The sequence below is a fragment of the Citrobacter sp. wls718 genome (assembly GCF_005280945.1).
Taxonomy (GTDB): domain Bacteria; phylum Pseudomonadota; class Gammaproteobacteria; order Enterobacterales; family Enterobacteriaceae; genus Citrobacter; species Citrobacter gillenii.
On record NZ_SZWV01000016.1, the window covers coordinates 14,205 to 38,472 of the forward strand.

At 53.3% G+C, this 24,268-nt stretch carries 19 protein-coding genes and 1 pseudogene; 11 read left to right on the top strand and 9 right to left on the bottom strand.

Features of this window, described 5'->3' with window-relative positions:
• On the bottom strand, window positions 1–882 hold an 882-nt coding region (locus tag FDW95_RS03000; RefSeq protein ID WP_249358891.1), incomplete at its 3' end, for a benzoate/H(+) symporter BenE family transporter.
• 105 nt (window positions 883–987) lie between these two features.
• Here FDW95_RS03000 and FDW95_RS03005 point away from each other — a divergent pair.
• Together FDW95_RS03005 and FDW95_RS03010 are read left to right on the top strand one after the other, a co-directional pair.
• Window positions 988–1,524 (top strand): XRE family transcriptional regulator, encoded by a 537-nt coding sequence (locus FDW95_RS03005; RefSeq protein WP_115258447.1) that lies wholly within the window; start codon window positions 988–990, stop codon window positions 1,522–1,524.
• Window positions 1,525–1,602: 78 nt separating this feature from the next.
• Window positions 1,603–3,564: a U32 family peptidase gene (locus tag FDW95_RS03010; protein ID WP_115258448.1), complete on the top strand. Its 1,962-nt coding sequence runs from the start codon at window positions 1,603–1,605 to the stop codon at window positions 3,562–3,564.
• Between the two features lie 3 nt (window positions 3,565–3,567).
• Here the strand turns inward: FDW95_RS03010 and FDW95_RS03015 are convergent, their stop codons facing one another.
• From FDW95_RS03015 to FDW95_RS03030, 4 genes are all read right to left on the bottom strand, one after another.
• Complete coding sequence (locus FDW95_RS03015; RefSeq protein ID WP_096756971.1) at window positions 3,568–3,798, bottom strand: DUF2554 family protein; 231 nt, start codon at window positions 3,796–3,798, stop codon at window positions 3,568–3,570.
• A 186-nt stretch (window positions 3,799–3,984) separates the two neighbouring features.
• On the bottom strand, window positions 3,985–4,110 hold the full coding sequence (locus FDW95_RS03020; RefSeq protein ID WP_115258449.1) for a DUF2474 domain-containing protein: 126 nt from the start codon (window positions 4,108–4,110) through the stop codon (window positions 3,985–3,987).
• On the bottom strand, window positions 4,110–5,120 hold the full coding sequence (gene cydB, locus FDW95_RS03025) for a cytochrome d ubiquinol oxidase subunit II (protein WP_115258450.1): 1,011 nt from the start codon (window positions 5,118–5,120) through the stop codon (window positions 4,110–4,112). Before cydB ends, FDW95_RS03020 begins: the two co-directional genes overlap by 1 nt.
• Window positions 5,120–6,523 carry a cytochrome ubiquinol oxidase subunit I gene (locus tag FDW95_RS03030; protein WP_115258451.1) on the bottom strand — a complete coding sequence of 468 codons (1,404 nt, stop codon included), beginning with the start codon at window positions 6,521–6,523 and terminating at the stop codon, window positions 5,120–5,122. Before FDW95_RS03030 ends, cydB begins: the two co-directional genes overlap by 1 nt.
• A 350-nt stretch (window positions 6,524–6,873) precedes the next feature.
• Here FDW95_RS03030 and FDW95_RS03035 point away from each other — a divergent pair, with 350 nt between their 5' ends.
• From FDW95_RS03035 to patD, 6 genes are all read left to right on the top strand, one after another.
• On the top strand, window positions 6,874–8,283 hold the full coding sequence (locus tag FDW95_RS03035; protein WP_096756977.1) for a PLP-dependent aminotransferase family protein: 1,410 nt from the start codon (window positions 6,874–6,876) through the stop codon (window positions 8,281–8,283).
• A 331-nt stretch (window positions 8,284–8,614) separates the two neighbouring features.
• Window positions 8,615–9,760, top strand: a complete 1,146-nt coding sequence (gene ydcS, locus FDW95_RS03040) for a putative ABC transporter substrate-binding protein YdcS (RefSeq protein WP_115258452.1) — start codon at window positions 8,615–8,617, stop codon at window positions 9,758–9,760.
• 16 nt (window positions 9,761–9,776) lie between these two features.
• Entirely contained in the window at window positions 9,777–10,793 is a 1,017-nt protein-coding gene (locus tag FDW95_RS03045) for an ABC transporter ATP-binding protein (protein ID WP_115258453.1), read from the top strand.
• Window positions 10,794–11,738: an ABC transporter permease gene (locus FDW95_RS03050; protein WP_096756980.1), complete on the top strand. Its 945-nt coding sequence runs from the start codon at window positions 10,794–10,796 to the stop codon at window positions 11,736–11,738.
• Window positions 11,728–12,534, top strand: a complete 807-nt coding sequence (locus tag FDW95_RS03055) for an ABC transporter permease (protein ID WP_115258454.1) — start codon at window positions 11,728–11,730, stop codon at window positions 12,532–12,534. Before FDW95_RS03050 ends, FDW95_RS03055 begins: the two co-directional genes overlap by 11 nt.
• A gap of 21 nt (window positions 12,535–12,555) precedes the next feature.
• Window positions 12,556–13,983 (top strand): aminobutyraldehyde dehydrogenase, encoded by a 1,428-nt coding sequence (patD, locus tag FDW95_RS03060; protein ID WP_115258455.1) that lies wholly within the window; start codon window positions 12,556–12,558, stop codon window positions 13,981–13,983.
• A 313-nt stretch (window positions 13,984–14,296) separates the two neighbouring features.
• Here patD and FDW95_RS03065 read toward each other — a convergent pair whose 3' ends face one another.
• Window positions 14,297–15,211, bottom strand: a complete 915-nt coding sequence (locus FDW95_RS03065) for a LysR family transcriptional regulator (RefSeq protein WP_115258456.1) — start codon at window positions 15,209–15,211, stop codon at window positions 14,297–14,299.
• 237 nt (window positions 15,212–15,448) lie between these two features.
• On the opposite strand from FDW95_RS03065, the gene FDW95_RS03070 reads away from it, so the two are divergent.
• A complete protein-coding gene (locus FDW95_RS03070; RefSeq protein WP_115258457.1) occupies window positions 15,449–16,315 on the top strand; it encodes an arylamine N-acetyltransferase in 867 nt (288 codons plus the stop codon).
• Between the two features lie 389 nt (window positions 16,316–16,704).
• A pseudogene (locus FDW95_RS03075) lies at window positions 16,705–18,434 on the top strand (SulP family inorganic anion transporter).
• Window positions 18,435–18,658: 224 nt separating this feature from the next.
• On the opposite strand, the gene yncL reads toward FDW95_RS03075, so the two are convergent.
• Window positions 18,659–18,754: a stress response membrane protein YncL gene (yncL, locus tag FDW95_RS03080; RefSeq protein WP_115258458.1), complete on the bottom strand. Its 96-nt coding sequence runs from the start codon at window positions 18,752–18,754 to the stop codon at window positions 18,659–18,661.
• 192 nt (window positions 18,755–18,946) lie between these two features.
• On the opposite strand from yncL, the gene FDW95_RS03085 reads away from it, so the two are divergent.
• Complete coding sequence (locus FDW95_RS03085) at window positions 18,947–19,120, top strand: GhoT/OrtT family toxin (protein WP_137363409.1); 174 nt, start codon at window positions 18,947–18,949, stop codon at window positions 19,118–19,120.
• An 8-nt stretch (window positions 19,121–19,128) separates the two neighbouring features.
• Here the strand turns inward: FDW95_RS03085 and FDW95_RS03090 are convergent, their stop codons facing one another.
• Complete coding sequence (locus FDW95_RS03090) at window positions 19,129–21,288, bottom strand: virulence factor SrfC family protein (protein ID WP_115258459.1); 2,160 nt, start codon at window positions 21,286–21,288, stop codon at window positions 19,129–19,131.
• Entirely contained in the window at window positions 21,285–24,266 is a 2,982-nt protein-coding gene (locus FDW95_RS03095; RefSeq protein WP_115259943.1) for a virulence factor SrfB, read from the bottom strand. Before FDW95_RS03095 ends, FDW95_RS03090 begins: the two co-directional genes overlap by 4 nt.
• Between the last annotated feature and the right edge of the window lie 2 nt (window positions 24,267–24,268).

Genomic DNA, 24,268 nt, shown 5'->3' on the forward strand with positions numbered 1-24,268 from the left:
CGCGGCGGCGGCCGCTAACCAGCGTCGCTGGGCGTCCGGGTGCGCTTCCGGGCTTTGGCATATCGCGGCGGTGATGGCGGCAATACAGATGGAGTAGACGCCAAACGGGGAAAACAACAGCGCCAGCAGGCCGGTGAACACGATCAACGGCGAAACGGGTAATGAATAGCCGGAGGCCTTCATGGTGGCAATGCCGGGGGCATTTTGCGAGGCCATGGTGACCAGAAACAGCGGCAAAGCAATACTGATGCTGTGGGCGAGGGAAAAATGGGGGGCGATAAATTCCGGCATCACCGGTGAGAGAGTGATGTTGTTAGTGACAACGTCACCTTTTATCAAAGCAATCATTATTCCCACCAACATCGCAGCAATGACCGCGTAGCGCGGGGCGACAACTTTGAGCACCAACCACGCCAGTAGCATGCTGCCGCACAGGAGCAGCTCGTTGTTCAAACTATTAAATGCCTGTAGGCCAAAACGCAGCAGGATCCCAGCCAGCATCGCTGACGCCAGCGAGTGAGGGATGACTTGCATCAGTCGGGCGAACAATCCTGTCACGCCGCACAGGACAATCAGCGCATTGGCGACAATAAATACGCCAATTGCCTCCTGAATAGTGACACCCTGCAGACCGGTGACCAGCAGCGCTGCACCGGGCGTTGACCACGCGGTTAATATCGGCGCACGGTACCATAACGTTAATGCCAGCGTACTGACGCCCATGGCGATGCCCAGCGCGGTCATCCAGCCGGCAATTTGCCCGGTAGTTGCCCCGGCGGCTATCGCCGCTTGCCAGATAATCGCCGCTGAACTGGCGTAGCCGACCAGCACAGCAACAAAACCAGACAGTACGGTAGGCAGAGGGAGTGAATATGTGCGCATAGCGACTCCGTGTGCGTTATAACGGTCGGTCACTGTAGCACTGTGCGCTATAGCGTGCAAGTGATAGTCTAGTGCTTTGCCACATGAGATCGAGGGAGATAACGAATGGACAATGTTACCCACTATCTGGCGACCACGCTCAGGGCGTTACGTCAGCAGCGGGAATGGAGCCTTGCACGTCTGGCGCAGGAGACCGGCGTGTCAAAAGCCATGCTGGGGCAGATTGAACGCAACGAATCCAGCCCAACGGTGGCGACATTATGGAAAATCGCCACCGGACTGAACGTTCCCTTTTCGAGCTTTATCACGCCGCCGGAAGCGGAGAGCACGCCCGCATTCGACCCGCAGCAGCAGGCGATGATCGTCACGCCGCTGTTCCCGTGGGATCCACAGCTCTGCTTTGACCATTTTTCGATACTGCTGGCACCGGGAGCGCTTAGCGAATCTACCCCGCATGAGACCGGCGTTATTGAACATGTGGTGGTGATTAATGGCCTGCTGGATATGGACATTGACGGCAGATGGCGAACGTTAAAAACCGGTGAGGGAGTGCGTTTTGCCGGGGATACCGCACACAGTTATCGGAACAGCAGTGAACTGCCGGTTCACTTTCATTCGCTCATCCATTACCCACGGAGTTAATAGGGAAAACTATTTCGCAACGTCGCGCTTCTGACTACAATAGCCGCCATTTTACCGCTTTTGGATGGTAACAACCGTATGCCTCAGCAACCTCATCGTCTTGAATTGTTAAGCCCGGCCCGTGATACCGCGATTGCGCGCGAAGCCATTTTGCACGGCGCAGATGCCGTTTACATTGGTGGACCGGGGTTTGGTGCACGTCATAATGCCAGTAACAGCCTGAAGGATATTGCTGAACTGGTGCCTTTCGCCCATCGCTATGGGGCAAAAATCTTTGTGACGTTGAACACGATTTTACACGATGATGAGCTGGAACCCGCTCAGCGGTTGATTACCGACCTGTATCAGACCGGCGTTGATGCCCTGATTGTACAGGATATGGGGATTCTGGAGCTGGATATTCCGCCCATTGAGCTGCATGCCAGCACCCAGTGTGATATTCGCAGCGTCGAGAAGGCTAAGTTTCTCGGCGATGTGGGGTTTACCCAGATTGTACTGGCGCGCGAGCTGAGTCTGGAACAGATTAGCGCCATCCATCAGGCTACCGACGCGACCCTTGAGTTTTTTATTCACGGTGCGTTGTGTGTGGCGTATTCCGGCCAATGCTATATTTCCCACGCCCAGACCGGGCGCAGCGCTAACCGTGGTGACTGCTCTCAGGCTTGTCGCCTGCCGTATACCCTGAAAGACGATCAGGGGCGGGTGGTGTCATACGAAAAACACCTGCTGTCGATGAAAGATAACGATCAGACCGCTAATCTGGGCGCGTTGATCGACGCAGGCGTGCGGTCCTTCAAAATTGAAGGCCGCTACAAAGACATGAGCTACGTGAAAAATATCACCGCCCATTATCGCCAGATGTTGGATGCGATTATCGAACAGCGCGGTGATTTGGCCCGTGCCTCAGCCGGTCGTACAGAACATTTCTTTACCCCCTCAACGGACAAAACGTTCCACCGTGGCAGCACAGATTACTTTGTCACCGCCCGCAAAGGGGATATCGGTGCATTTGACTCGCCGAAGTTTATCGGCTTGCCGGTAGGCGAAGTGCTGAAGGTGGGAAAAGATCACCTTGATGTTGAAGTGACGGAGCCGCTGGCTAACGGCGATGGTCTGAACGTGTTGATCAAACGCGATGTGGTTGGATTTCGCGCCAATACCGTCGAGAAAACGGGGAACAACCGCTATCGGGTCTGGCCGAATGAAATGCCGGCCGATCTGCATAAAGTGCGTCCGCATCATCCGTTGAATCGTAACCTCGATCATAACTGGCAGCAGGCGTTGACCAAAACGTCCAGCGAACGTCGCGTGGCGGTCGATATTGAACTGGGCGGCTGGCAGGAACAGCTGATCCTGACGCTCACCAGCGAAGAGGGCGTGAGCATCACCCACACGCTGGACGGCCAGTTTGAGGAAGCGAACAACGCGGAAAAAGCGCTGAGCAATTTGCAGGAGGGGCTGGCAAAGCTTGGGCAGACGCTGTATTACGCCCGTGATATTCAGGTGAATCTGCCGGGCGCACAGTTTGTGCCGAACGGTCAGCTTAATCAGCTGCGTCGTGACGCCGTTGAAATGCTGGACGCAGCGCGACTGGCCAGTTACCAGCGTGGCCGCCGCAAACCGGTAGCCGACCCGGCCCCGGTTTACCCGCAAACGCATCTGAGTTTTCTGGCAAACGTCTATAACCATAAAGCGCGCGCGTTTTATCACCGTTATGGTGTTCAGCTGATTGATGCTGCTTATGAAGCGCATGAGGAAAAAGGCGAGGTGCCGGTGATGATTACCAAGCACTGCCTGCGTTTTGCCTTTAATCTATGCCCAAAACAGGCTAAAGGTAACATCAAAAGCTGGAAAGCGACGCCAATGCAGTTGGTCAACGGTGACGATGTGCTGACGCTGAAATTTGATTGCCGACCGTGCGAAATGCACGTCATCGGCAAGATGAAACATCACATTCTGAAAATGCCGTTGCCGGGCAGCATCGTGGCTTCCGTCAGTCCGGATGAACTGATGAAAACGCTGCCGAAGCGTAAAGGCTAAGCGTTAACTTTGATGGGTATCGGGTTTGCGTGATTTTTGCCAGTGATGGTGTTCGCGGAGATCGGCGGCGGATTCTTCCGCCGTCATACGCAGTTCATCGCTGTCAGCCGTGTGACGTAATAAGTGATCGGCATCCTGCACCTGAAGATATTCATGTCCCTGATTAGTAGCGAAAAGCTGGCCAGAAAAAAGCGCACTGGTCAGCAATAACACCGTTAACCCTTTCTTAAACATCATTCACCCTCTGGTACGTTTTAACAAAAATTGCTGTAATTTCGTCGGGTGACTATTTCATTATTTAATCGGGTTAAAGGCAATCGGTGTTTCATCAATTCGCCGGTTATTGCATTTTTGTTTATATAACGTTGGGATTTTAGCTGTCGGGTAACGCTACGCTACCCGACCAATATGAATGCAGACTCAGGACTTAAAACCTGCAGCCGTCATCAGCACACGGAAGGCCATGCCAACAGCGGCCAGGGCCAGCACGCTGCCGCCCCACAGGATCGCCAGCCACATCAGGCGTTTCAAGATTGATTGTTGCATCAATGATACCCCTCACCAGGTTGAACTTTGCCGCGAAAAACGTAATAGCTCCAGAAGGTGTAGACGAGGATTATTGGGATAATCAACAAGGCACCTACCAGCATAAAGCCCTGACTTTGTGGCGGGGCTGCCGCCTGCCAGAGGGTGATGGACGGTGGAATGATATGCGGCCAGATGCTGATCCCCAGTCCGCTGAAACCGAGGAAAATTAGCCCCAGCGTCAGGATAAACGCCAGTGCATGGCTGTGCTGCTGGCCCAGCGAACGCCACAACCACAGGCTGATCAGCGCGACCAGGAGTGGAACCGGCATCAGGAACCACAGGTTTGGCAGGCTAAACCAGCGATCGGCAATGGCGCTGTGCGCCAGCGGTGTCCACAGGCTGATAATGGCAATGACGACCAGCAACGCCAGCAGCAGTTTTTTGGCGGCGTTGCGCATTTTATCCTGTAGTGGATTTTCGCTTTTCATCACCAGCCATGTCGCACCCAGCAGCGCATAGGCCACCACCAGGCCCACGCCGCAAAACAGCGTGAAAGGGGTGAGCCAGTCGAAAGGTCCGCCGCTGTAGCTGCGTCCGCTGACTGAGAATCCATTAAGCACCGCACCGACGACAACGCCCTGGGTAAAGGTGGCGAGGATTGAACCGCATATAAACGCTTTATCCCAGAATGGCCGGTGTGCGGGCGTTGCTTTGAAACGAAACTCAAAGGCCACACCGCGAAAAATCAGGCCGATTAGCATCAGGGTTAAGGGGATGGTCAACGCATCGACGATCACCGCGTAGGCCAGCGGAAAGGCACCAAACAAGCCTGCGCCCCCCAGCACCAGCCAGGTTTCATTGCCGTCCCAGACCGGCGCGACGCTGTTGACCATCACATCGCGATCGTCGGGGTCCTGAATGGCCGGAAATAAAATGCCAATCCCAAGGTCGAAACCATCCATCACGATATACATCAGGGTGGCGAACACGATGATAACGAACCAGATAACTGATAAATCAATACCCATTAGCGATGTGCCTCCGGTTGAGAATCGAGGACCGCAGCGGAAAGCGGTCGTGCAGGAGTACCCGTTGGCGGACTCGTCGGGTCATCTTCCTGCGGTCCTTTACGGATCAGGCGGATCATGTAGCTGTAGCCCACACCGAAGACCGAACTGTAAACCACAAAGAAGGCCATCAGGCTGATGCTCATGTGCAAATCGCCATGTGCGGAAACCGCATCCGCCGTCCGTTGCAGGCCGTAAACAACCCACGGCTGACGACCGACTTCGGTGGTCACCCATCCGGCCAGAATGGCAATCAGACCGGAGGGTCCCATCCATAGTGCGAAGCGCAGGAAAGGACGCGAGGTATACAGGCGTTGTTTGTAGCGCAGCCACAGGGCAAATGTGCCGAGCAAGATCATCAACATCCCCAGTCCCGCCATAATGCGAAACGACCAGAACACCATGGTGGAGTTAGGACGATCTTCTTTCGGAAATTCTTTCAGAGCCGGAACTTGTTTATCCAGACTGTGGGTCAAAATCAGGCTGCCCAGCGCGGGTATTGCCAGCCCGTAGCGGGTGCGCTCCTGTTCCATATCCGGCCAGCCGAACAGCAACAGCGGGGTCGGTTCACCGGGCACGTTTTCCCAGTGACCTTCAATGGCGGCAATCTTGGCGGGTTGATGCTTCAGGGTGTTAAGTCCATGCATATCACCAATCAACGCCTGTAATGGGGCGACGATCAGCATCATCCACAGGGCCATTGAAAACATGGCACGAATTGCCGGCGTATTATTTCCACGTAATAGATGCCAGGCCGCCGACGCCGCGACAAACAGGGCGCTGCTCAGGAAGGCGGCGACGGACATATGCAGTAGACGATAGGGGAAGGACGGATTGAAGATGACGGCAAACCAGTCCACCGGCACGACTTGTCCGTTGATAATTTCGTAACCCTGCGGTGTTTGCATCCAGCTGTTGGAGGCGAGGATCCAGAAAGTTGAAATAATGGTGCCCAGCGCGACCATACAGGTGGCGAAGAAGTGCAGACCTGGACCCACGCGCTGCCAGCCAAACAGCATCACGCCAAGGAATCCTGCCTCGAGGAAGAAGGCGGTCAGTACTTCATAGGTCAGCAGCGGCCCGGTGATACTCCCGGCGAACTCGGAAAAACCGCTCCAGTTGGTGCCGAACTGGTAGGCCATCACCAGGCCCGAAACCACGCCCATACCAAAGTTGACGGCGAATATTTTAGACCAGAAATGATACAGCGAACGCCAGGTGGGATTTTTGGTTTTCAGCCACAGACCTTCAAGCACCGCCAGATAGCTGGCAAGACCGATAGTAATGGCCGGAAAGATGATGTGAAACGACACCGTAAACGCGAACTGGATGCGCGCCAGGTGAAACGCGTCAAGACCGAACATGCTTAACTCCGCAGGCAAAATTGATTTAGCGCAATTCTATGCCTGAGGAACAGTGGGGGGCAGAAACAGAACAGTTCTTTTTAACCATAACAGTTGCTGTGCTGTTATTTGTTAGCGGTACTGATATGAAAACTTCATTTTTTAAACACCCATAAAATCAATTATTTATTCTATTTAAAGTACGCGACGAAAATTGATGCTGTGCAGGCTCGCGGTGTGAGCATGTGGTTAACCGCTTTCGTTCACAATGCAGTAAAAACACAATCCCATAACAGTTGTCAGAATGTTGTTAATTTTATTGACTGATATACACTGCGAGCGTCACCTGCATCTGACTCCCGAGAATCATCATGAAAAAATATCAACGGCTGGCGGAACAAATTCGCGATCAAATCGCCTCTGGCGTCTGGCAACCCGGCGATCGTCTACCTTCTTTACGTGAACAGGTGGCGACCAGTGGGATGAGTTTTATGACCGTCGGCCATGCTTATCAGTTGCTGGAAAGTCAGGGGCGGATCATTGCGCGGCCGCAATCCGGCTATTATGTTGCCGCGCGGCCCGAACGTGAGTCGGCAACCCCGCAATCGCAGGTTGTGCGCGATGAAGCGGTCGATATCAACACGTATATTTTTGACATGCTGCAGGCCAGCCGGGATGCTTCGGTGATGCCGTTTGCGTCCGCATTTCCCGACCCCCGTTTATTTCCCCTGCAGCAGCTTAACCGTTCGTTGGCGCAGGTGAGCAAAACGGCGACGGCAATGAGCGTGATTGAAAACCTGCCGCCGGGTAATGCCGAATTGCGTAATGCCATTGCACGTCGCTATGCACAGCAGGGGATCACTATTTCGCCGGATGACATTGTGATTACCGCCGGGGCGCTGGAAGCCCTCAACCTGAGCCTGCAGGCAGTGACCGAACCTGGCGACTGGGTGATTGTCGAAAATCCCTGTTTTTACGGCGCCTTGCAGGCGCTTGAAAGGCTGCGTTTAAAAGCGCTGTCTGTTGCCACCGACGTCAAGGACGGGATCGATCTCGTCGCACTGGAGCAGGCTTTACAAGAGTATCCGGTGAAGGCTTGCTGGCTGATGACCAACAGCCAAAACCCGTTGGGGTTTACGCTCAGCGCAGAGAAAAAGGCCCATCTGGTCGCGTTGCTGGAAAAATACAACGTGATGCTGATCGAGGATGATGTTTACAGCGAGCTGTATTTTGGCCGTGAAAAACCGCTGCCCGCCAAAGCCTGGGATCGTGGCGACAGAGTGCTACACTGTTCGTCGTTTTCAAAATGCCTGGTACCCGGATTTCGCGTTGGCTGGGTGGCGGCGGGGAAGCATGCGCGGCGCATTCAGCGGCTTCAGTTGATGAGCACCTTATCAACCAGTTCCCCGATGCAACTCGCATTGGTGGATTACCTCTCTACCCGGCGTTATGACGCGCATTTGCGTCGGCTACGTCGTCAACTGGCAGAACGCAAACAGCAAGCCTGGCAAACGCTGCTGCGCCATCTTCCGGCGGAAGTCAAAATTCATCATAGCGATAGCGGCTATTTTCTGTGGCTCGAACTGCCTGAACCGCTTGATGCGGGCGAGCTCAGCACGCAGGCACTGGCGCACCATATCAGCATTGCACCGGGGAAAATGTTCTCGACGTCAGGAACCTGGACACGCTTCTTTCGCTTCAATACCGCATGGCACTGGGGAGAACGCGAAGAGCAGGCAGTGAAACAACTTGGGAAATTAATTCGCGAGATGATGAAATAATAATGAATGGGCTATTCAATATAAAAGAATAGCCCATTCTTATTTTTGAAATAGCACCAGTAAAATCACGATGTTATTTTTTTCAGGTGCAACCATACAAAATATCAATACCTCTAATTATTCCCCTCCGTGCATCTAACTCGTTGTCTATACTCCAGAAGATTAAATAACGTTGCAATAACTGACAGCGTAATGAGCGTTAGCTCACAACCTGATTAAATTTCCTTGCGCCAGCAGGAACGCTGCCAACACCCCGACTACTTTTAGGAAAGGACATATATTTACGGCAAGGCTGCCGCTCATTATTTTTTTTCGACAGGAGTAAGACGTTATGAGCAAGCAATTTGCCCTCACGAGCCTGTGTGCGCTCAGTATGACACTGATGACCGCCCACGCAACTGAACCCCCAACATCATTAGATAAACCAGAAGGACGCCTGGATATTATTGCCTGGCCGGGGTATATCGAACGTGGCCAAACGGATAAACAATATGACTGGGTCTCACAGTTTGAGAAGGAAACGGGCTGCGCGGTGAATGTGAAAACGGCGGCCACCTCAGACGAAATGGTTAGCCTGATGGCAAAAGGCGGATATGACCTGGTCACGGCATCCGGTGACGCGTCACTGCGTTTAATTATGGGGAAACGTGTTCAACCTATTAATACTGCACTTATTCCGAACTGGAAAATCATCGATCCGCGTGTAGTCAACGGCGAATGGTTTAATGTCGGGGGAAAAGTGTACGGCACACCGTATCAGTGGGGGCCAAACCTGCTGATGTACAACACCAAGACCTTCCCAACGCCGCCGGATAGCTGGAAAGTGGTGTTTGTAGCGCAAACCCTGGAAGACGGCAAAAGCAATAAAGGGCGCGTCCAGGCTTACGACGGTCCGATTTATATCGCCGATGCGGCGTTATTTGTTAAAGCCACCCAACCACAACTGGGCATTACCGACCCCTATCAGCTGACCGAGAAACAGTATCAGGCCGTCATTAAGGTCCTGAGAGATCAGCATAGTCTGATCCATCGCTACTGGCATGACACCACCGTGCAAATGAGTGATTTTAAAAACGAAGGTGTTGTCGCTTCCAGCGCATGGCCTTATCAAGCTAACGCCCTGAAGGCTGAAGGGCAACCTGTCGCCACCGTCTTCCCAAAAGAAGGGGTTACCGGTTGGGCGGATACCACCATGTTGCACATCGAAGCAAAACATCCGGTCTGTGCTTACAAATGGATGAACTGGTCATTAACCCCGAAAGTGCAGGGCGACGTTGCCGCCTGGTTTGGATCGCTGCCGGTCGTGCCTGAGGGATGCAAAGCCAGCCCGCTGCTGGGTGAAAAAGGATGTGAAACCAATGGCTATAGCTATTTCGTCAAAATCGCCTTCTGGAAAACGCCGATCGCCGAAGGGGGCAAGTTCGTTCCTTACAGTCGCTGGACGCAAGATTACATAGCCATTATGGGCGGTCGCTGATTCCGCTGGGGGTTTTATGACGTACGCAGTGGAATTTAACAATGTCTCGCGATTGTACGGGGATGTTCGTGCCGTCGATGGGGTCAGTATTGCGATTAACGATGGTGAGTTTTTCTCTATGCTGGGGCCATCCGGCTCTGGCAAAACAACCTGTCTGCGCCTGATAGCTGGTTTTGAACAGCTGTCAGGCGGCGCAATTAGCATTTTTGGCAAGCAGGCCAGCGAGTTGCCGCCCTGGGAGCGGGACGTCAACACGGTATTTCAGGATTACGCGTTGTTTCCGCATATGTCGATCCTCGATAACGTGGCCTATGGGTTGATGGTCAAAGGGATGGATAAAAAACAGCGCCATGCCAAAGCGCGAGAAGCGCTGGAGAAGGTGGCGCTCGGCTTCGTTTATGAGCGTAAACCGTCGCAGCTTTCCGGTGGACAGCGCCAGCGCGTGGCGATCGCCCGCGCACTGGTTAATGAACCACGCGTGCTGCTGCTGGATGAACCGCTTGGGGCGCTGGATCTTAAACTGCGTGAACAGATGCAGTTGGAATTGAAAAAACTACAGCAGGCGCTGGGCATTACCTTCATTTTTGTTACCCACGATCAGGGTGAGGCGCTGTCGATGTCCGATCGCGTGGCGGTGTTTAATAACGGCCGCATTGAGCAAGTGGACTCTCCCCGTGAACTCTATATGCGCCCACGCACGCCGTTTGTGGCGAGCTTTGTCGGGACATCAAACGTCTTTGATACCGCCATGTCGGAGAATGTCTGCGGCCTGCAGGGAATGTTCTCTCTGCGCCCGGAACACATTCGCTTGAATGATCCTGGTGCAGAAGTGCAGGCGCCGGGCGTTATTCAGGCGGTGCAGTATCAGGGGGCCGCGACGCGGTTTGAGCTAAAACTGGCTGGTGGCGAAAAGTTGCTGGTAAGCCAGGCGAACCTGACGGGAGAAACGCTGCCGTCAACGCTGTCGCCGGGTCAGCAGGTCATGGCCTCGTGGTCACGTGACGTGATGGTCCCGCTGGTTGAGGAGAGGTGAATGGCGATGAACGTTTTACATTCACCTCCCCAGACCACCAGGTTGAACAAAATCTCAGGTTATTTCTGGCGTAATCCGGGGCTGGGGCTGTTTTTACTACTGCTCGGACCGCTGATGTGGTTTGGTGTCGTCTACTTTGGCTCATTGCTGACATTACTGTGGCAAGGGTTTTATACCTTTGACGATTTCACCATGTCCGTTACGCCAGATCTGACGCTGGCGAACCTGCAGGCGCTGTTTAACCCGGCGAATTACGACATCATTTTACGCACGTTGACCATGGCAATAGCGGTGACTATTGCCAGCGCCATTCTGGCGTTTCCGATGGCGTGGTATATGGCGCGTTACACCAGCGGCAAGATGAAAGCCTTTTTTTACATCGCCGTCATGTTGCCAATGTGGGCCAGCTATATCGTCAAAGCCTACGCGTGGACGTTGCTGTTAGCTAAAGACGGCGTGGCGCAGTGGTTTTTAACCCATCTCGGGCTGGAGCCGATCCTGACCGCGTTTCTGACGCTGCCAGCCGTGGGCGGGAATACGCTGTCGACGTCAGGATTAGGGCGTTTTCTGGTTTTCGTCTACATCTGGCTACCTTTTATGATCCTGCCGGTACAGGCTGCGCTGGAACGGTTACCGCCGTCATTGCTGCAGGCCTCGGCGGATTTGGGCGCCCGCCCGCGTCAGACCTTCCGCTATGTAGTGCTGCCGCTGGCTATCCCCGGTATTGCTGCTGGTTCAATCTTTACCTTCTCGCTGACGCTGGGTGATTTTATTGTGCCGCAACTGGTGGGGCCGCCGGGTTTTTTCATCGGCAACATGGTCTATTCGCAACAAGGGGCTATCGGCAACATGCCAATGGCGGCGGCATTCACCCTGGTGCCGATTGTATTAATCGCACTGTATCTGGCGTTCGTGAAGCGTCTGGGAGCGTTTGATGCACTCTGAACGCGCACCGTTTTTACTCAAACTGGCCGCATGGGGTGGCGTGATTTTCCTGCACTTTCCCATCCTCATCATCGCCGCCTATGCGTTTAATACCGAGGAAGCCGCTTTTAGCTTTCCACCGCAGGGGCTTACGCTACGGTGGTTTAGCGTGGCGGCACAGCGTAGCGATATTTTGGAACCAGTGACACTGTCACTTAAGATCGCCGCGCTGTCGACGGCCATCGCACTGGTGCTAGGAACGCTGGCGGCGGCGGCCCTGTGGCGGCGGGATTTCTTTGGCAAGAACGCAATATCGCTGTTGTTGCTTTTGCCTATTGCGCTACCGGGCATTATCACCGGTCTGGCACTGCTGACTGCATTTAAAACCATCAATCTGGAACCCGGCTTCCTGACCATCGTGGTGGGACATGCGACGTTTTGTGTGGTAGTGGTATTTAACAACGTTGTGGCCCGTTTTCGTCGCACATCATGGAGTCTGGTTGAAGCGTCAATGGACCTGGGGGCGAACGGCTGGCAAACCTTCCGCTATGTGGTGCTGCCGAATCTTGCGTCGGCGCTGTTGGCCGGAGGCATGCTGGCGTTTGCGTTGTCGTTTGATGAAATCATCGTAACAACGTTCACGGCCGGACACGAAAGAACACTTCCGCTGTGGCTACTCAATCAACTGGGACGTCCGCGTGATGTCCCGGTGACCAACGTAGTGGCATTGCTGGTGATGGCGGTCACAACACTGCCGATTTTAGGGGCCTGGTGGCTGACGCGTGAAGGCGACACTCTCGCCGGAAACGGTAAATAAACGACAATATGGGAAATTGCTATGCAACATCAATTACTGATTAACGGCGAACTGGTTAACGGTGAAGGTGAAAAGCAGCCGGTTTATAACCCTGCTACCGGTGACGTGATCCTGGAAATTGCCGAGGCGTCAACCGTGCAGGTTGATGCAGCCGTCCGTGCCGCCGACGAGGCTTTTGCCAGCTGGGGGCAAACCACACCGAAAGTGCGTTCAGAGCTGTTACTGAAGCTGGCGGACACTATCGCCGAAAACGCGCAGACATTTGCTGAGCTGGAATCCTTGAATTGCGGTAAGCCTTTTCACTGCGTGCTAAATGATGAAATTCCGGCGATTGTGGATGTTTTCCGCTTCTTTGCCGGTGCGGCACGTACGCTCAACGGCCTGGCGGCCGGGGAGTATCTGGAAGGGCATACGTCCATGATCCGTCGCGATCCGCTGGGGGTGGTGGCGTCTATCGCACCGTGGAACTATCCGCTGATGATGGCCGCGTGGAAACTGGCACCGGCGCTGGCGGCAGGTAACTGCGTGGTGATTAAACCATCCGAAATTACCCCATTAACGGCACTGAAGCTGGCGGAGTTGGCGAAAGATATTTTCCCGGCAGGCGTGATTAACGTGCTGTTTGGTCGTGGTAAAACCGTGGGCGATCCGCTGACCGGTCATGAAAAAGTGCGCATGGTTTCACTGACCGGCTCTATTGCTACCGGTGAACACATCATTGGGCATACTGCGCCATCGATTAAGCGCACGCATATGGAGTTGGGCGGCAAGGCCCCGGTTATTATTTTTGATGATGCCGATCTCGATGCGGTGGTGAGCGGCGTACGCACGTTCGGTTATTACAACGCCGGGCAGGATTGCACCGCAGCCTGTCGCATCTACGCGCAGAAAGGCATTTACGACGCGCTGGTCGAAAAATTGGGTGCGGCGGTCGCCAGCCTGAAAACCGGTTCACCGAATGATGAATCAACAGAGTTGGGGCCGGTAAGCTCTCAGGCTCATTTGGATCGCATCACCAAAGCGGTGGATGAGGCCAAAGCGCTCGGGCACATCAAAGTCATCACCGGCGGTAAAAAAGTAGAGGGTGCAGGCTACTATTTTGCCCCAACGCTGCTGGCGGGCGCGAATCAGGACGATGCTATCGTTCAGCGGGAAGTCTTCGGCCCGGTGGTCAGCATCACCCAGTTTGATGATGAGGCTCAGGTTCTGGCATGGGCTAACGATTCAAAATACGGGCTGGCATCTTCGGTCTGGACGCGAGACGTCGGTCGTGCCCATCGCCTCAGCGCCCGCTTGCAGTATGGCTGTACCTGGGTCAACACCCACTTCACGTTGGTGAGCGAAATGCCGCACGGCGGGCAAAAACTCTCCGGTTACGGTAAGGACATGTCGGTTTATGGACTCGAGGATTACACTGTTATCCGCCATGTGATGATTAAACACGAGTAAAATCAGTACCCGCGCATGGCCATAGACGCACGGATAGCTAATTACTAGTAGAAGGGTGTCTATACTATGCGCGGCACTGGCCTCGTCGCCATCGGACGGCGGTAAGTTGGAAATATCCGCGAGGTCAGGCTAATTTACATACATTGGAGTCGCGTTCCGTTCTCTTAATGAACATCACTTCGCTGATGCCCGGTATCTGGGTTTCATGGCAACATCCCTTCGATTAAGGATAGCGTTGCATCTACCCCTTGAACTCACCGCGTGAATCGGTCACCGCCTTACCTACATACGCTATCTGACTGATAATTCAAATTCATGGATACATACTTTCATCATCTGAGGGTACGCGGCTTTTTTCTTTTAGTATGTGTACATTAGCCTTACAGAATTCTATGTAGGCTCTGGCCGCCGTGGAAACATGTCGGTGTTTTTTATAAACCAGATGCAATGATGAGTAGGGCAAACGTGTCTGGGGTAAAACCTCAATCAGTTTTCCACTATTAATGTATTCCGCAGCAAAAAAAGCAGGTAACTCAGTAATGTAGTCGCCAGCAAGGGCTCCAGAGCGCAAATGAAGATAATCATTGACGATGAAGGTCGCTGGAACATCGTAGGTATGTTCACCGAGCATCCACACCGGACGCGCGCCTATCACCGAACCCCAGGCGGCACAGGGATACTTCATCAGGTCTGATGGCTCTTTGGGGGGCTCACTGCCCTGAAAAAGCGCCGGGCTGGCGACCAGAATATGCCTGAAATCCATGAGATGGCTCGCAACGACATCATCATCAGAGATGCTTCCAACTCTCAGCGCGACATCAATACCTTCAGAAACTAAATCCACTCGACGTTCAGTCGTATAAACGTTAATGGCAATACCCGGATATATACGCTGAAACTGTCTGATGATTTCCCACCACGGTTCAAGTGATTGAGGCATTGTCAGGCGTAATCGGCCTGTAATGCGGGAATCGGCAGTGGTGAGGAACTGCTCGGCATCATTAAGCGTATCAATAGCCGAACTGGCCTGATCCAGCAATTTTTTACCCGCCTCTGTTGCTCTGCAACCTTTCACAGTGCGTTCTAGCAGAACAACATCCAGCTCATGCTCAAGTTCAGCGATCCTACGGCTTAGCGTCGGAAGCGGTATGTTGTTTTCCCGCGCGGCTGCAGAAAGGCTACCGCAGCGGGCTGTCAGAACAAACATCTTTAAGGCATTTAAGTCCATCGACTCCTCTCAAATATGAAAACATTATTCTCAATTTAGACGCTACACAGTACTGAATGTGGGTAATAAAATACAGCCACTTTCAGTTAGAAATGCCCGTAATTATAGAGAAAATGTATTGCCTGGAGCAGATTTAGAATCTATCTGACGCCATCAGTCCTTTTTAAAGTTCCAAACCCTCCCTCTGATAAACTCTCAAAAATGCAACATGCACAGACTTAGGAATATGACATTAACATGAACGATTTAGTAAAAGCCTATCTGGCTCGCCTTGGCCTTGACGCAGAAAAACCCTCCATTGAGGCACTTACCCGTTTACATCAAGCTCATGTAGAGCGGATCCCTTACGAAACATTCTGGATCCACCTTGGTCAGGATTGGGGAATTGACGCCATGGAAAGTTTCAGAAGAGCGGCAACAACCCGACGAGGTGGTTATTGTTTTCAGCTCAATGGCGGCTTACATACGCTACTCACCCACCTTGGTTATCGTGTGAGTATTCACCCAGCAAACGTCCACGGCGCTGAAGGCCCCGAGCATATAAAACTGGAAAACCATGCAGCTATCATCGCTGAGGGGTTGCCGAGTGAAAATAATCCCAACGGGAGATGGTGGGTGGATGTCGGTCTTGGCGATGCGCTTCATGAGCAAATGCCTCTGATGAATACTACCGTTAACCAGGACTCGATGCAGTTTGGCATGGAAGCCATGGACAAGGACGGCGTGGGCGATTGGCATCTCATTGCCGATCCATCGTGCTGGATCGCAGGCGTGAATATGGCTGAGCAACCCGCTTCTATGAGTGATTTCGTAGACCGTCATCACTTTAATATGCATTCCCCTGAATCCGGATATGCAAAAGTTGTTACTGCACAACTCCGGAAGCCACACGGCAAAACGATACTGCGAGGTTGCGTTTTAACAAAAACCGATGGCGAAGTCGTTACGACTCACATCTCAACGTCTTTACCAGAGTGGCAGGAAGTGCTTGATGAAGAATTCGGTCTGACTTTCGAAAACGTTCCTGAGATATCGCTTAAAAAACTGTGGGTTAAAGTACAGAAGATCCATGAAGAATGGGTCCAGACTCGCGAAAGTACGTAAAACAGCAAGTTGTTGACGACCGGCCCGATACATACGTTGATGTTATCGGCCGGAGCAGTATCATTGAGCGGAGTACCAACAATCGTATACTGGATTTGCTCATTATTCGGCAGCGAGCGAAATCTTATTAATATTGCAACTGCACTAATCGCACTTTCCCCTACATAAATCCATGCTTAATGTCCGCTGCTGGCACTCAGCGGACAATTTTTGGGATCAGAAGGCACGGTCGGTTTTGAACTATGTTTAACACCAGTCAGAATAATAAGATGGTTGAGGTTATTAGGGCCTGAACGGTGGCGGCCTCATTCCGGGAGCATTAGATAACCAGAACCTCACTCAGAAGTGTGCCAACATTGCGTGGGTAAGAACAATATCCGGAGAATAAAGTGTTCGGAAAATTTTTTTTAAATTACATGCCTGGTTTACAAAATTTATTAGCCTACGATAAAAGCTGGCTAAAACATGATGTTAAAGCCGGGTTATCTGTTGCGGCTGTCGCACTACCCGTTGCTATTGCTTACGCTGAGTTGGCGGGTGTTGGGGCAATCGTAGGGCTGTATTCCTGCGTTTTACCGATGATCGCTTATGCACTGTTTGGTTCTTCACGTCAGCTTATTGTTGGCCCTGATGCTACAACCTGCGCGGTGATTGCGGCCGTCGTGTTTCCCCTCTCTGCAGGTAATCCCGAACTGCACTGGCAACTGACGATCATCATGACATTGATGATGGGCGGATGGTGCCTGCTTGCCAGTAAATTTCGCCTGGGCGCACTTGCCGATCTGCTTTCTCATCCCATTCTTACTGGTTTGCTTAATGGCGTAGCCGTGACGATTATTGTCGGGCAATTAGGTAAGGTTTTAGGGATCACACTTGATGAGGCGCAGGTTATTGAAAAAATAATTGCCTTGCCAGGCCGAATCGCAGACAGCCATTTATTAACCTTAGGACTATCACTTTTAACGTTAGTTATTTTAATGGTTATCAAAACGTATCGCAGCCACTGGCCAGCACCGTTGATTGCCATTGTGATAACAACGGCGCTGGTATGGGGAACATCAGCACAAAATCATGGGATTACCACTATTGGGGGGGACGGTTTTCAGCCTGGTTTACCCGTCGTTAACTGGGCGGCGTTCCAGCCAGGTCTGATGCGTGATTTAGTGATCCCGGCGCTGAACCTGGCTTTGGTCAGTTTTGTCAGTCTTATGCTGACCGCCCGTAGTTTCGCCGCGAAAAATGGCTATGACATTAATGCTGATGCTGAGTTTAGAGCTCTGGGTATTGCGAATCTCATGTCTGGATTATCTCAGGGGTTTGCTATCAGTGGAGCCGATTCCCGAACCGCTGTTAATGATTCAACTGGGGGAAAAGTCAGCTGGTTTCCGTGGTCGCAGCCTTACTCATCGGTATCATAGTCGTATTTTTTACTCAGCCATTACAGTTTATTCCGGTTTCTGCATTAGGTATTGTTCTAATGTATGCCTCGTGGTCATTGATTGATTTACGTGGGCTATGGAACCTGAGGCGAAGAAATAAACAGGCATTTCGTTTGGCCTTCTTCACCTTTGGCTGTGTGTTAATTATCGGTGTAATCCAGGGAATCGGGCTTGCCGTGTTGCTCGGTCTGTTACAGTTCCTGCGTACAGTCTTTCGTCCTTCTGAGCACTTACTGGGAACTGACGAAAATGGAATGATTCACTCATTAGGTAATTCAACCGATATTAAAATGGTTCCGGGCGTGTTGATGTATCGATTTAACTCCCCGTTGACCTATTTTAATGTGGCTTATTTTAAACGTCGGGTATTGAACTTAGTTGATGGTACAACATTACAACCTAAATGGGTGGTTATTGATGCCGTTGCCTGCTTCACCTATTCAGATATAAGTGTCCTGGCCACCATTAATGAGTTAAAGCGTGACCTGAAAAGTCGACAGATTACGTTAATCCTGGCGGGCCGGAAAACGGAATTAACACGCTGGTTTAAAGAAAGCCGGCCAACAATGAATGATGATGACATGCTTCTGGCTCCAGACCTCTATTTGGCACTCCGGTTCATTCAAAGCAAAGAGAGTGCGGGTGAGGGCGAATCAGACGGTGATGTACCATCCCAGTGACACAATTCCTGAAAGGGGTCCAAATTCAGTAGACCACTTCATACGGAACAGTTTAGGGGGCAAAGCATGCCGGGATTCGTTATCTCATTACCGCAGAAAGGTTAGGGCTATTACACACTAAGGATAATTTACTGGCAGGTGAAGCAGTGGGAAGATCGCACATCAATGGCAGAGAGAATGTTCTCTCTGCCAGCAGACGCTGCAATTAATCAACAAGAGTCACATCAAGCAAACCAGCCAAACCTTGCGGATATCAGGCTGAAAAGTCCTACAGCAGCAAAGAGATTTATCAGTACTACGGTTTTACTGGAAACATTCATTTTTGCCACCTTTCGATTTAACCCTTATGGGTATAGTACGGGTTAAAACTATCCGCAATAGTACGAAATCTGAACATTACGGAGAACGGTTGTTTTCTCGCCAGTTTTCTTAAAAAAATGAATAAAACTTGATGTGCGTCATAAAAAAGAGCATATTGCGCGCGATTTTCCCTTCTGGCCCGGATGCCCTAAATGTCTTTGTACCAAAACATGCTGGTTTTTTATGCGGTAATGGCCGCCATCGCGGCTATCATCACCTGGTTTCTATCGCGCGATAAAAAGCGTATTCGCTTTCTCAGCGCGGTATTAGTCGGGGCGACGTGGCTGATGAGCTTTCCCGTCGCACTCCTGTTTTCTCTTTTCTAATGACGTCGTCAGGCCTTTAGCAGCGCGATTAATCGCAACCTGTCAGCGTCAGTCACGTCCAGCGGATGCTGATAGCCGACGTTTTCATTGGCGCGGGTGTACAGGGCAACCAACCAGTCATACACGTATCGGCTGGCACCATGCCGAGGTTGCTCGTCCAGTTTTGCCAGTCGACGCATCGGTTGTTGCGGCGGGGCGCTAAAGATAGCGGCACCTTTTAGGATCCTGCTGGCAGGGCGCTGTTCCTCGGCAACGCGAGCAAACCCAAGCCAGGTAATAAAATCACCGATATCCGCGTGCAGCTGCGCTGCGCAGACGTTCTCGCGCTGCATAATAGCGTGCAGGCGTTGCGGCATCTCCAGCCGGTAACTGGTGGTCACCAGGATGTCAGCAACCTGCCTTAAAGTTTCCGGCTCCAGGTGCAGGCGACGCGCGTTATTCTCATTACGACACCACTGGCGCACATGGTTGATCCACATTTTATGCGCCAGGTATCCGGTCTCTTCACTCTCTTGCGGGTGAGACGTATCTCGCGCGTCAGCAAACAGGTCGATCGTATCATTAAATAAGCCGCTAACCTGCTCCTCACGCGGTTGTTGAATACGTAACAACGATTCCACGCTGCGCATAGGCGGCAGTAGTCCCTCCAGCAGCTCGCCATGTTTTGCCGCCTGAGCTTGCAACTGGCGAATAAGTGATTCACTCGCCCCGGTCGTCTCGTCATCCGTGTGTAGCCAGCTCATTAACGTGGCGCGAATTCGCTGCTGGATTTGCTCGTGCAGAGAGATAAACCGAGCCTGACGCTGAGCGGGCGAAGTGGCCTGCGACAACCATTCAACCAGCCGCTGTAAACTGTGCTTATCCAGCGCCTGCAGCGTGCCCCAGTGCAGTCCGGGTTTGCCCAGTAATTGCTGAACGGCTTCATCGAGGTTCTGCTGGGTGCTAAAACGTGCATCCTGTGGGGTAATGGCCCACACCACGCCCGGTAACGCAGCATCGTGCAGCGGTTGGGTATCGTTGATCCAACCGAGTAGTGTGCGGGTGACGGTCGGCGTCTGCGAACGGGTGGATACCGCGTTGCAGATGACTAACACATCGGGTTGCAGACACTGGCGGTAATGCTCCAGCATCCACCCTAATTTTGCTTGCCATAGCGGGTGTGGATGCGCATCCGGTGCCAGGGGGATATCCAGCAGGTCCGCGCTCTCCAGCACCGCGTCTTCTACCGTCAGTACCAGTTCGCGGGTCAACAGCGCCAGTGATTCCAGTGACAGGCTGACCGCATTAAGCAACTGATTTTCGGCAATGGGATGCACCACCACATCACTTAGCGCGTCGTTCCCGGCCAGTGCCGCCTGAGTGAGAAAGCTTTCGGCGGGCAAGCCGAAATGGTCGACCAGCAGGCTAAACGGCGCAGCTAATTCTTTGGCATGCCCGGTTTGCTGCAGCGTATGCGCCAGTGCCAGAAACTGCTGCGTGAGTTCTGGCTGTTCTCCCCACAGTAATGCCCAGGCATGTGCCCGGGTGGTGAGATCCAGTGCCGGAAGCAGCATGGCAAACTGGTGCCACAGCGCATCGTCAATTTGCTGCTGGTTTGAGGGAACACGAGAACGCCAGAAACGCGCGATGGTGGCCACGTCTTGTGCGCAGATCCCCGGCACAGGATGGCGCTGGCGCAGCGTCTGCCATTTTTCTAACCGCGTCTCAATGATCGCTTTTTCAACCTGACGGTTGTCAGGTAACGCACAGAACTGGGCGATAAACAGCTGAACCAGCTCCGCCTCGCTCATCAACCGCAGGCGCAGCGGCCATGCGCTGTCCAATGGGGTTTCGTCGCGGGTGAAGCGAATAGCCATGTTGGTTGGCGCATGGCCGGGGTTAATGTGCGTAAAGTAATCGATGCTGCGATCCGGCGTGATGATGTTCAGTTTGCCACCCGAATCGCTGCACAATGCGCAGAGCAAATGCGCTTTCGCCGCCTGTGAGTGGCCGTACAATCCCACACAACCCGGCGCGGCGAATGTCTCATTGAGCGCGGTTTCATTGACCGCGGCTAACGTGAGCTGAGCCAGCAGGGAATCTGCTTCATCATCCAGGCGTGCCGCGCGTGTACGTACGTCCGTTACCCATTCGATGGCGGCCTGTGCGGTGTTTAACGTCTTGCTCATTTCAGGTACACACTCCCGCTATCAATCCAGTAATGGCTGCCGCTGTGGCGGCGGTCTGCCAGCGTATTCAGTTTTAAGGTTAAGGCGTTAGCGGCAACGGGTGTGCCATCCTGCAGCCAGGCATCGCTGAGGACGAAGTATTCCGGGCCGGTCTCTTTGCTACCGCCACGTAATTGCAGACGCACATTTAATACGCCATCACCGGCGATGGTTTTCGCCAGCTCAGCAGAGTTGATACTGAGCGTATACAGCGGGGTGGCGGGCCAGCGGCTGTTCTCCAGTTGGCGGAAACCTAACGTCACATTGCCACGCAGCGGGAAATTCAGGCGGGCGTCCAGCTTTGCGCCTGGCTTGTCGAGGTCGATATCGTGATACCAGATATTCTCATCGCGCAGTGTATTAACCGTGTTATCTAACACGCCGAGATAGCGTACCGTCGAGTACGCGCCGATATCGGCGGCCTTAAAGTTAAAACGCGGCAGACGCAAATCCAGCGCCAGGCTGCACAGCATGGCGCCCACGGCGGCGGTGGACTTCGGATTGCCAATGCGCCCTTGCTGGCTAAACGGATACCACTCATGCACGCGGTAGCTGTCCATCCAAATCATACGATTAACCGGAACAGGTTGCAGATGACGAATCAGCGCCTGTACACCTGGTAAACAGGCGGGTCTGCCGGTTACCAGTAAAATGTCACAACGATAGTGCGAGATGGCTTCACACACGGCGTGCAGCGGAGAGGTCAGGGTAAACTGCCCGGCCAGCAAGGCTTCCTGTAATGGCCTGAACTGCACTTGCAGCGGCACGCTCAGCACGTCAAAAACCGGCGAGCCCGCAGGCAACGCATGATCGATGGCCTGCTGGATATAGTTCATCACGTTGCGCGTTGGCGGCTGGGCCAGCAGTTCACCAAAGGTGGCATGTAGCCCCGCTACCGGGTCGTTAACATCGCTTTGCTCCCACGCGGAGAGCACCGCATGCCCGAGCGGCATAAACAGCTGTAACGCCGTTTGCTGGCGTAAAATCGCCTGGGTGTCGATGCGCCCGGAGTCGCCAAACAGCGTGGCAAGCAGGGCGGCGGCGTCGGTAACCCCCGCCTGTTGTAAGCGGGTTTGCAGGGCAGGTAGCACGCAGCGTTGGATAACATCGAGCAGCAAGTCATCCCCGGCAACCTTGAATCCTTCACGAAACAACAGATGCGGAGTGATTTTGACATTCGCCCCCACGCCATCATCTAACTGATAATGGACCACGGCCATATCCGTGGTGCCGCCGCCAATGTCGATTGATGCCACACGCAGGGCGCGACCGTTGACTTCACCCGGTTCCGGCAGGCGGTCCGGGCGGGCGAGGGCGTTGAAGAACGATTCGGTGTGCCCGTCGTAGTGTGAAATCGCTTCATTGTATAGCCAAACCAGCTGCCCACAGCTGGCTTCATCCCATTCCATCTGGATCTCAGGGACGGGGACCACGCTTTTTTCCTGCTGCTTGCGGGTGGTAAAATCGTCATCCTGCGGATGCCAGCCCATCGCTTTCCACACTAATGCAATAGCCTCAAACATGCGCAGGCGGAAGATCTCACGCTCTTGTTTTGGCATCGCCGACGGCAGGGTCAGGATCAGCGTACGCAGCTGGCGAGGCGAGGCCGGAAAACCAAGGCGCAGACGTGTCGCCACGCTGTTAATTTGCCCCAGCGCCTGCGCCAGAACTTCGCACAGCATATGAGTCATCAGCGTGCTGCGACTGTACTGCGGTGAGAATACCGGCAGCCGGTCATCCTGCGGCAGGCTAAACAGCGGTTGGCCATCATCGTTCATCAGATTCATCAGCGGGAAGGCAGTTGCCAGCGGTTCGCGCTGAGTTTTGCCATTCATCTGGCTAAAGCGCCAGTCGTGCAACACCGGTGTTTCATCCCACAGATACCGACGCGGGCTGGAGATCCCGCTGCTGCCTTCGGTGCCGACGCGCTGCATGGCCAGTTTGCGGGCTTCATCGCCGACACGAACGATCGACGGCCAGATGAAGGCATCGTCACGACCGCTCTCCACGGAAAAGTGCTGTTTCCCAAAACGCACCTCGGAAAACTCCAGTCGGCTAGTGAACAGCGGATCGTTGAGGTATTGCGGCTCGCTTAATGAACGGACCTGTAATTCTGCCGTCTGGCGTAGCCCGTCATTGGCGTCACCGTGATCTTCAATCAATACGCCGCAGGTATGGGTATTGCCGATATCCAAGATCAGATCGACGGGAATGGCCGGGGTGCTAAGGGTGTGCGTCACCAGCTTTACTTCCGGAATGGCAAGCTGCTCGCCTAACAGGGTCAGCACATTCAGCCAGTGCGCCTGATATTCGAAATTTCGCAGCGCGAGCTGGATCTCTTGTTCGGCGCGGTTTTCTTGTTGCGTCACATAGTGCAAAAAAGACTCGCGCAGCCAGCCGTCAATCCACGTCTGGTCGAGAAAATCAGCGATTTCTTTATCGTGCCAGGCCAGCGCAAATCGCGTGCCGTTGAGCAAATCGTTTTCATTTGGCGTCAATACGGCGGGGGCATGCTCGGTTAACTGGCTGTCCAGCGCCACGGTCACACGGTGCGTGTTGCCCGCACTGTCCGGTTGTGCCAGCTTGCGCACCTGTACGCGCGCCCAGTTATCCGGGCCTTCGACAAATGTGCGCGGCGGGTTAAAGCGCAGGAACGGCAGCGGCAGCCAGACGCCGTCGAGCACGTCCAGTGAATAATGTAATGTCTGGGTGCTTTCTGGCTTGACCACTTCGGGTTGCCCGCCAGTGCTACCTGGTAACGTATAGCGGCCCGTTGTCAGGTCGAAATCCAGTCGCAGCAGCGGGCCGTTGGCCGTTTTGCGCACAAAGCGCCCGTGATGCGCGGATTCCTGCGGCGTCAGGCCAAAATCCAGAAACTGTACGCCGCTATTGGCAATGAGCGTCACACTCTGTTTGTAATCACACAGATTCACCAACATAA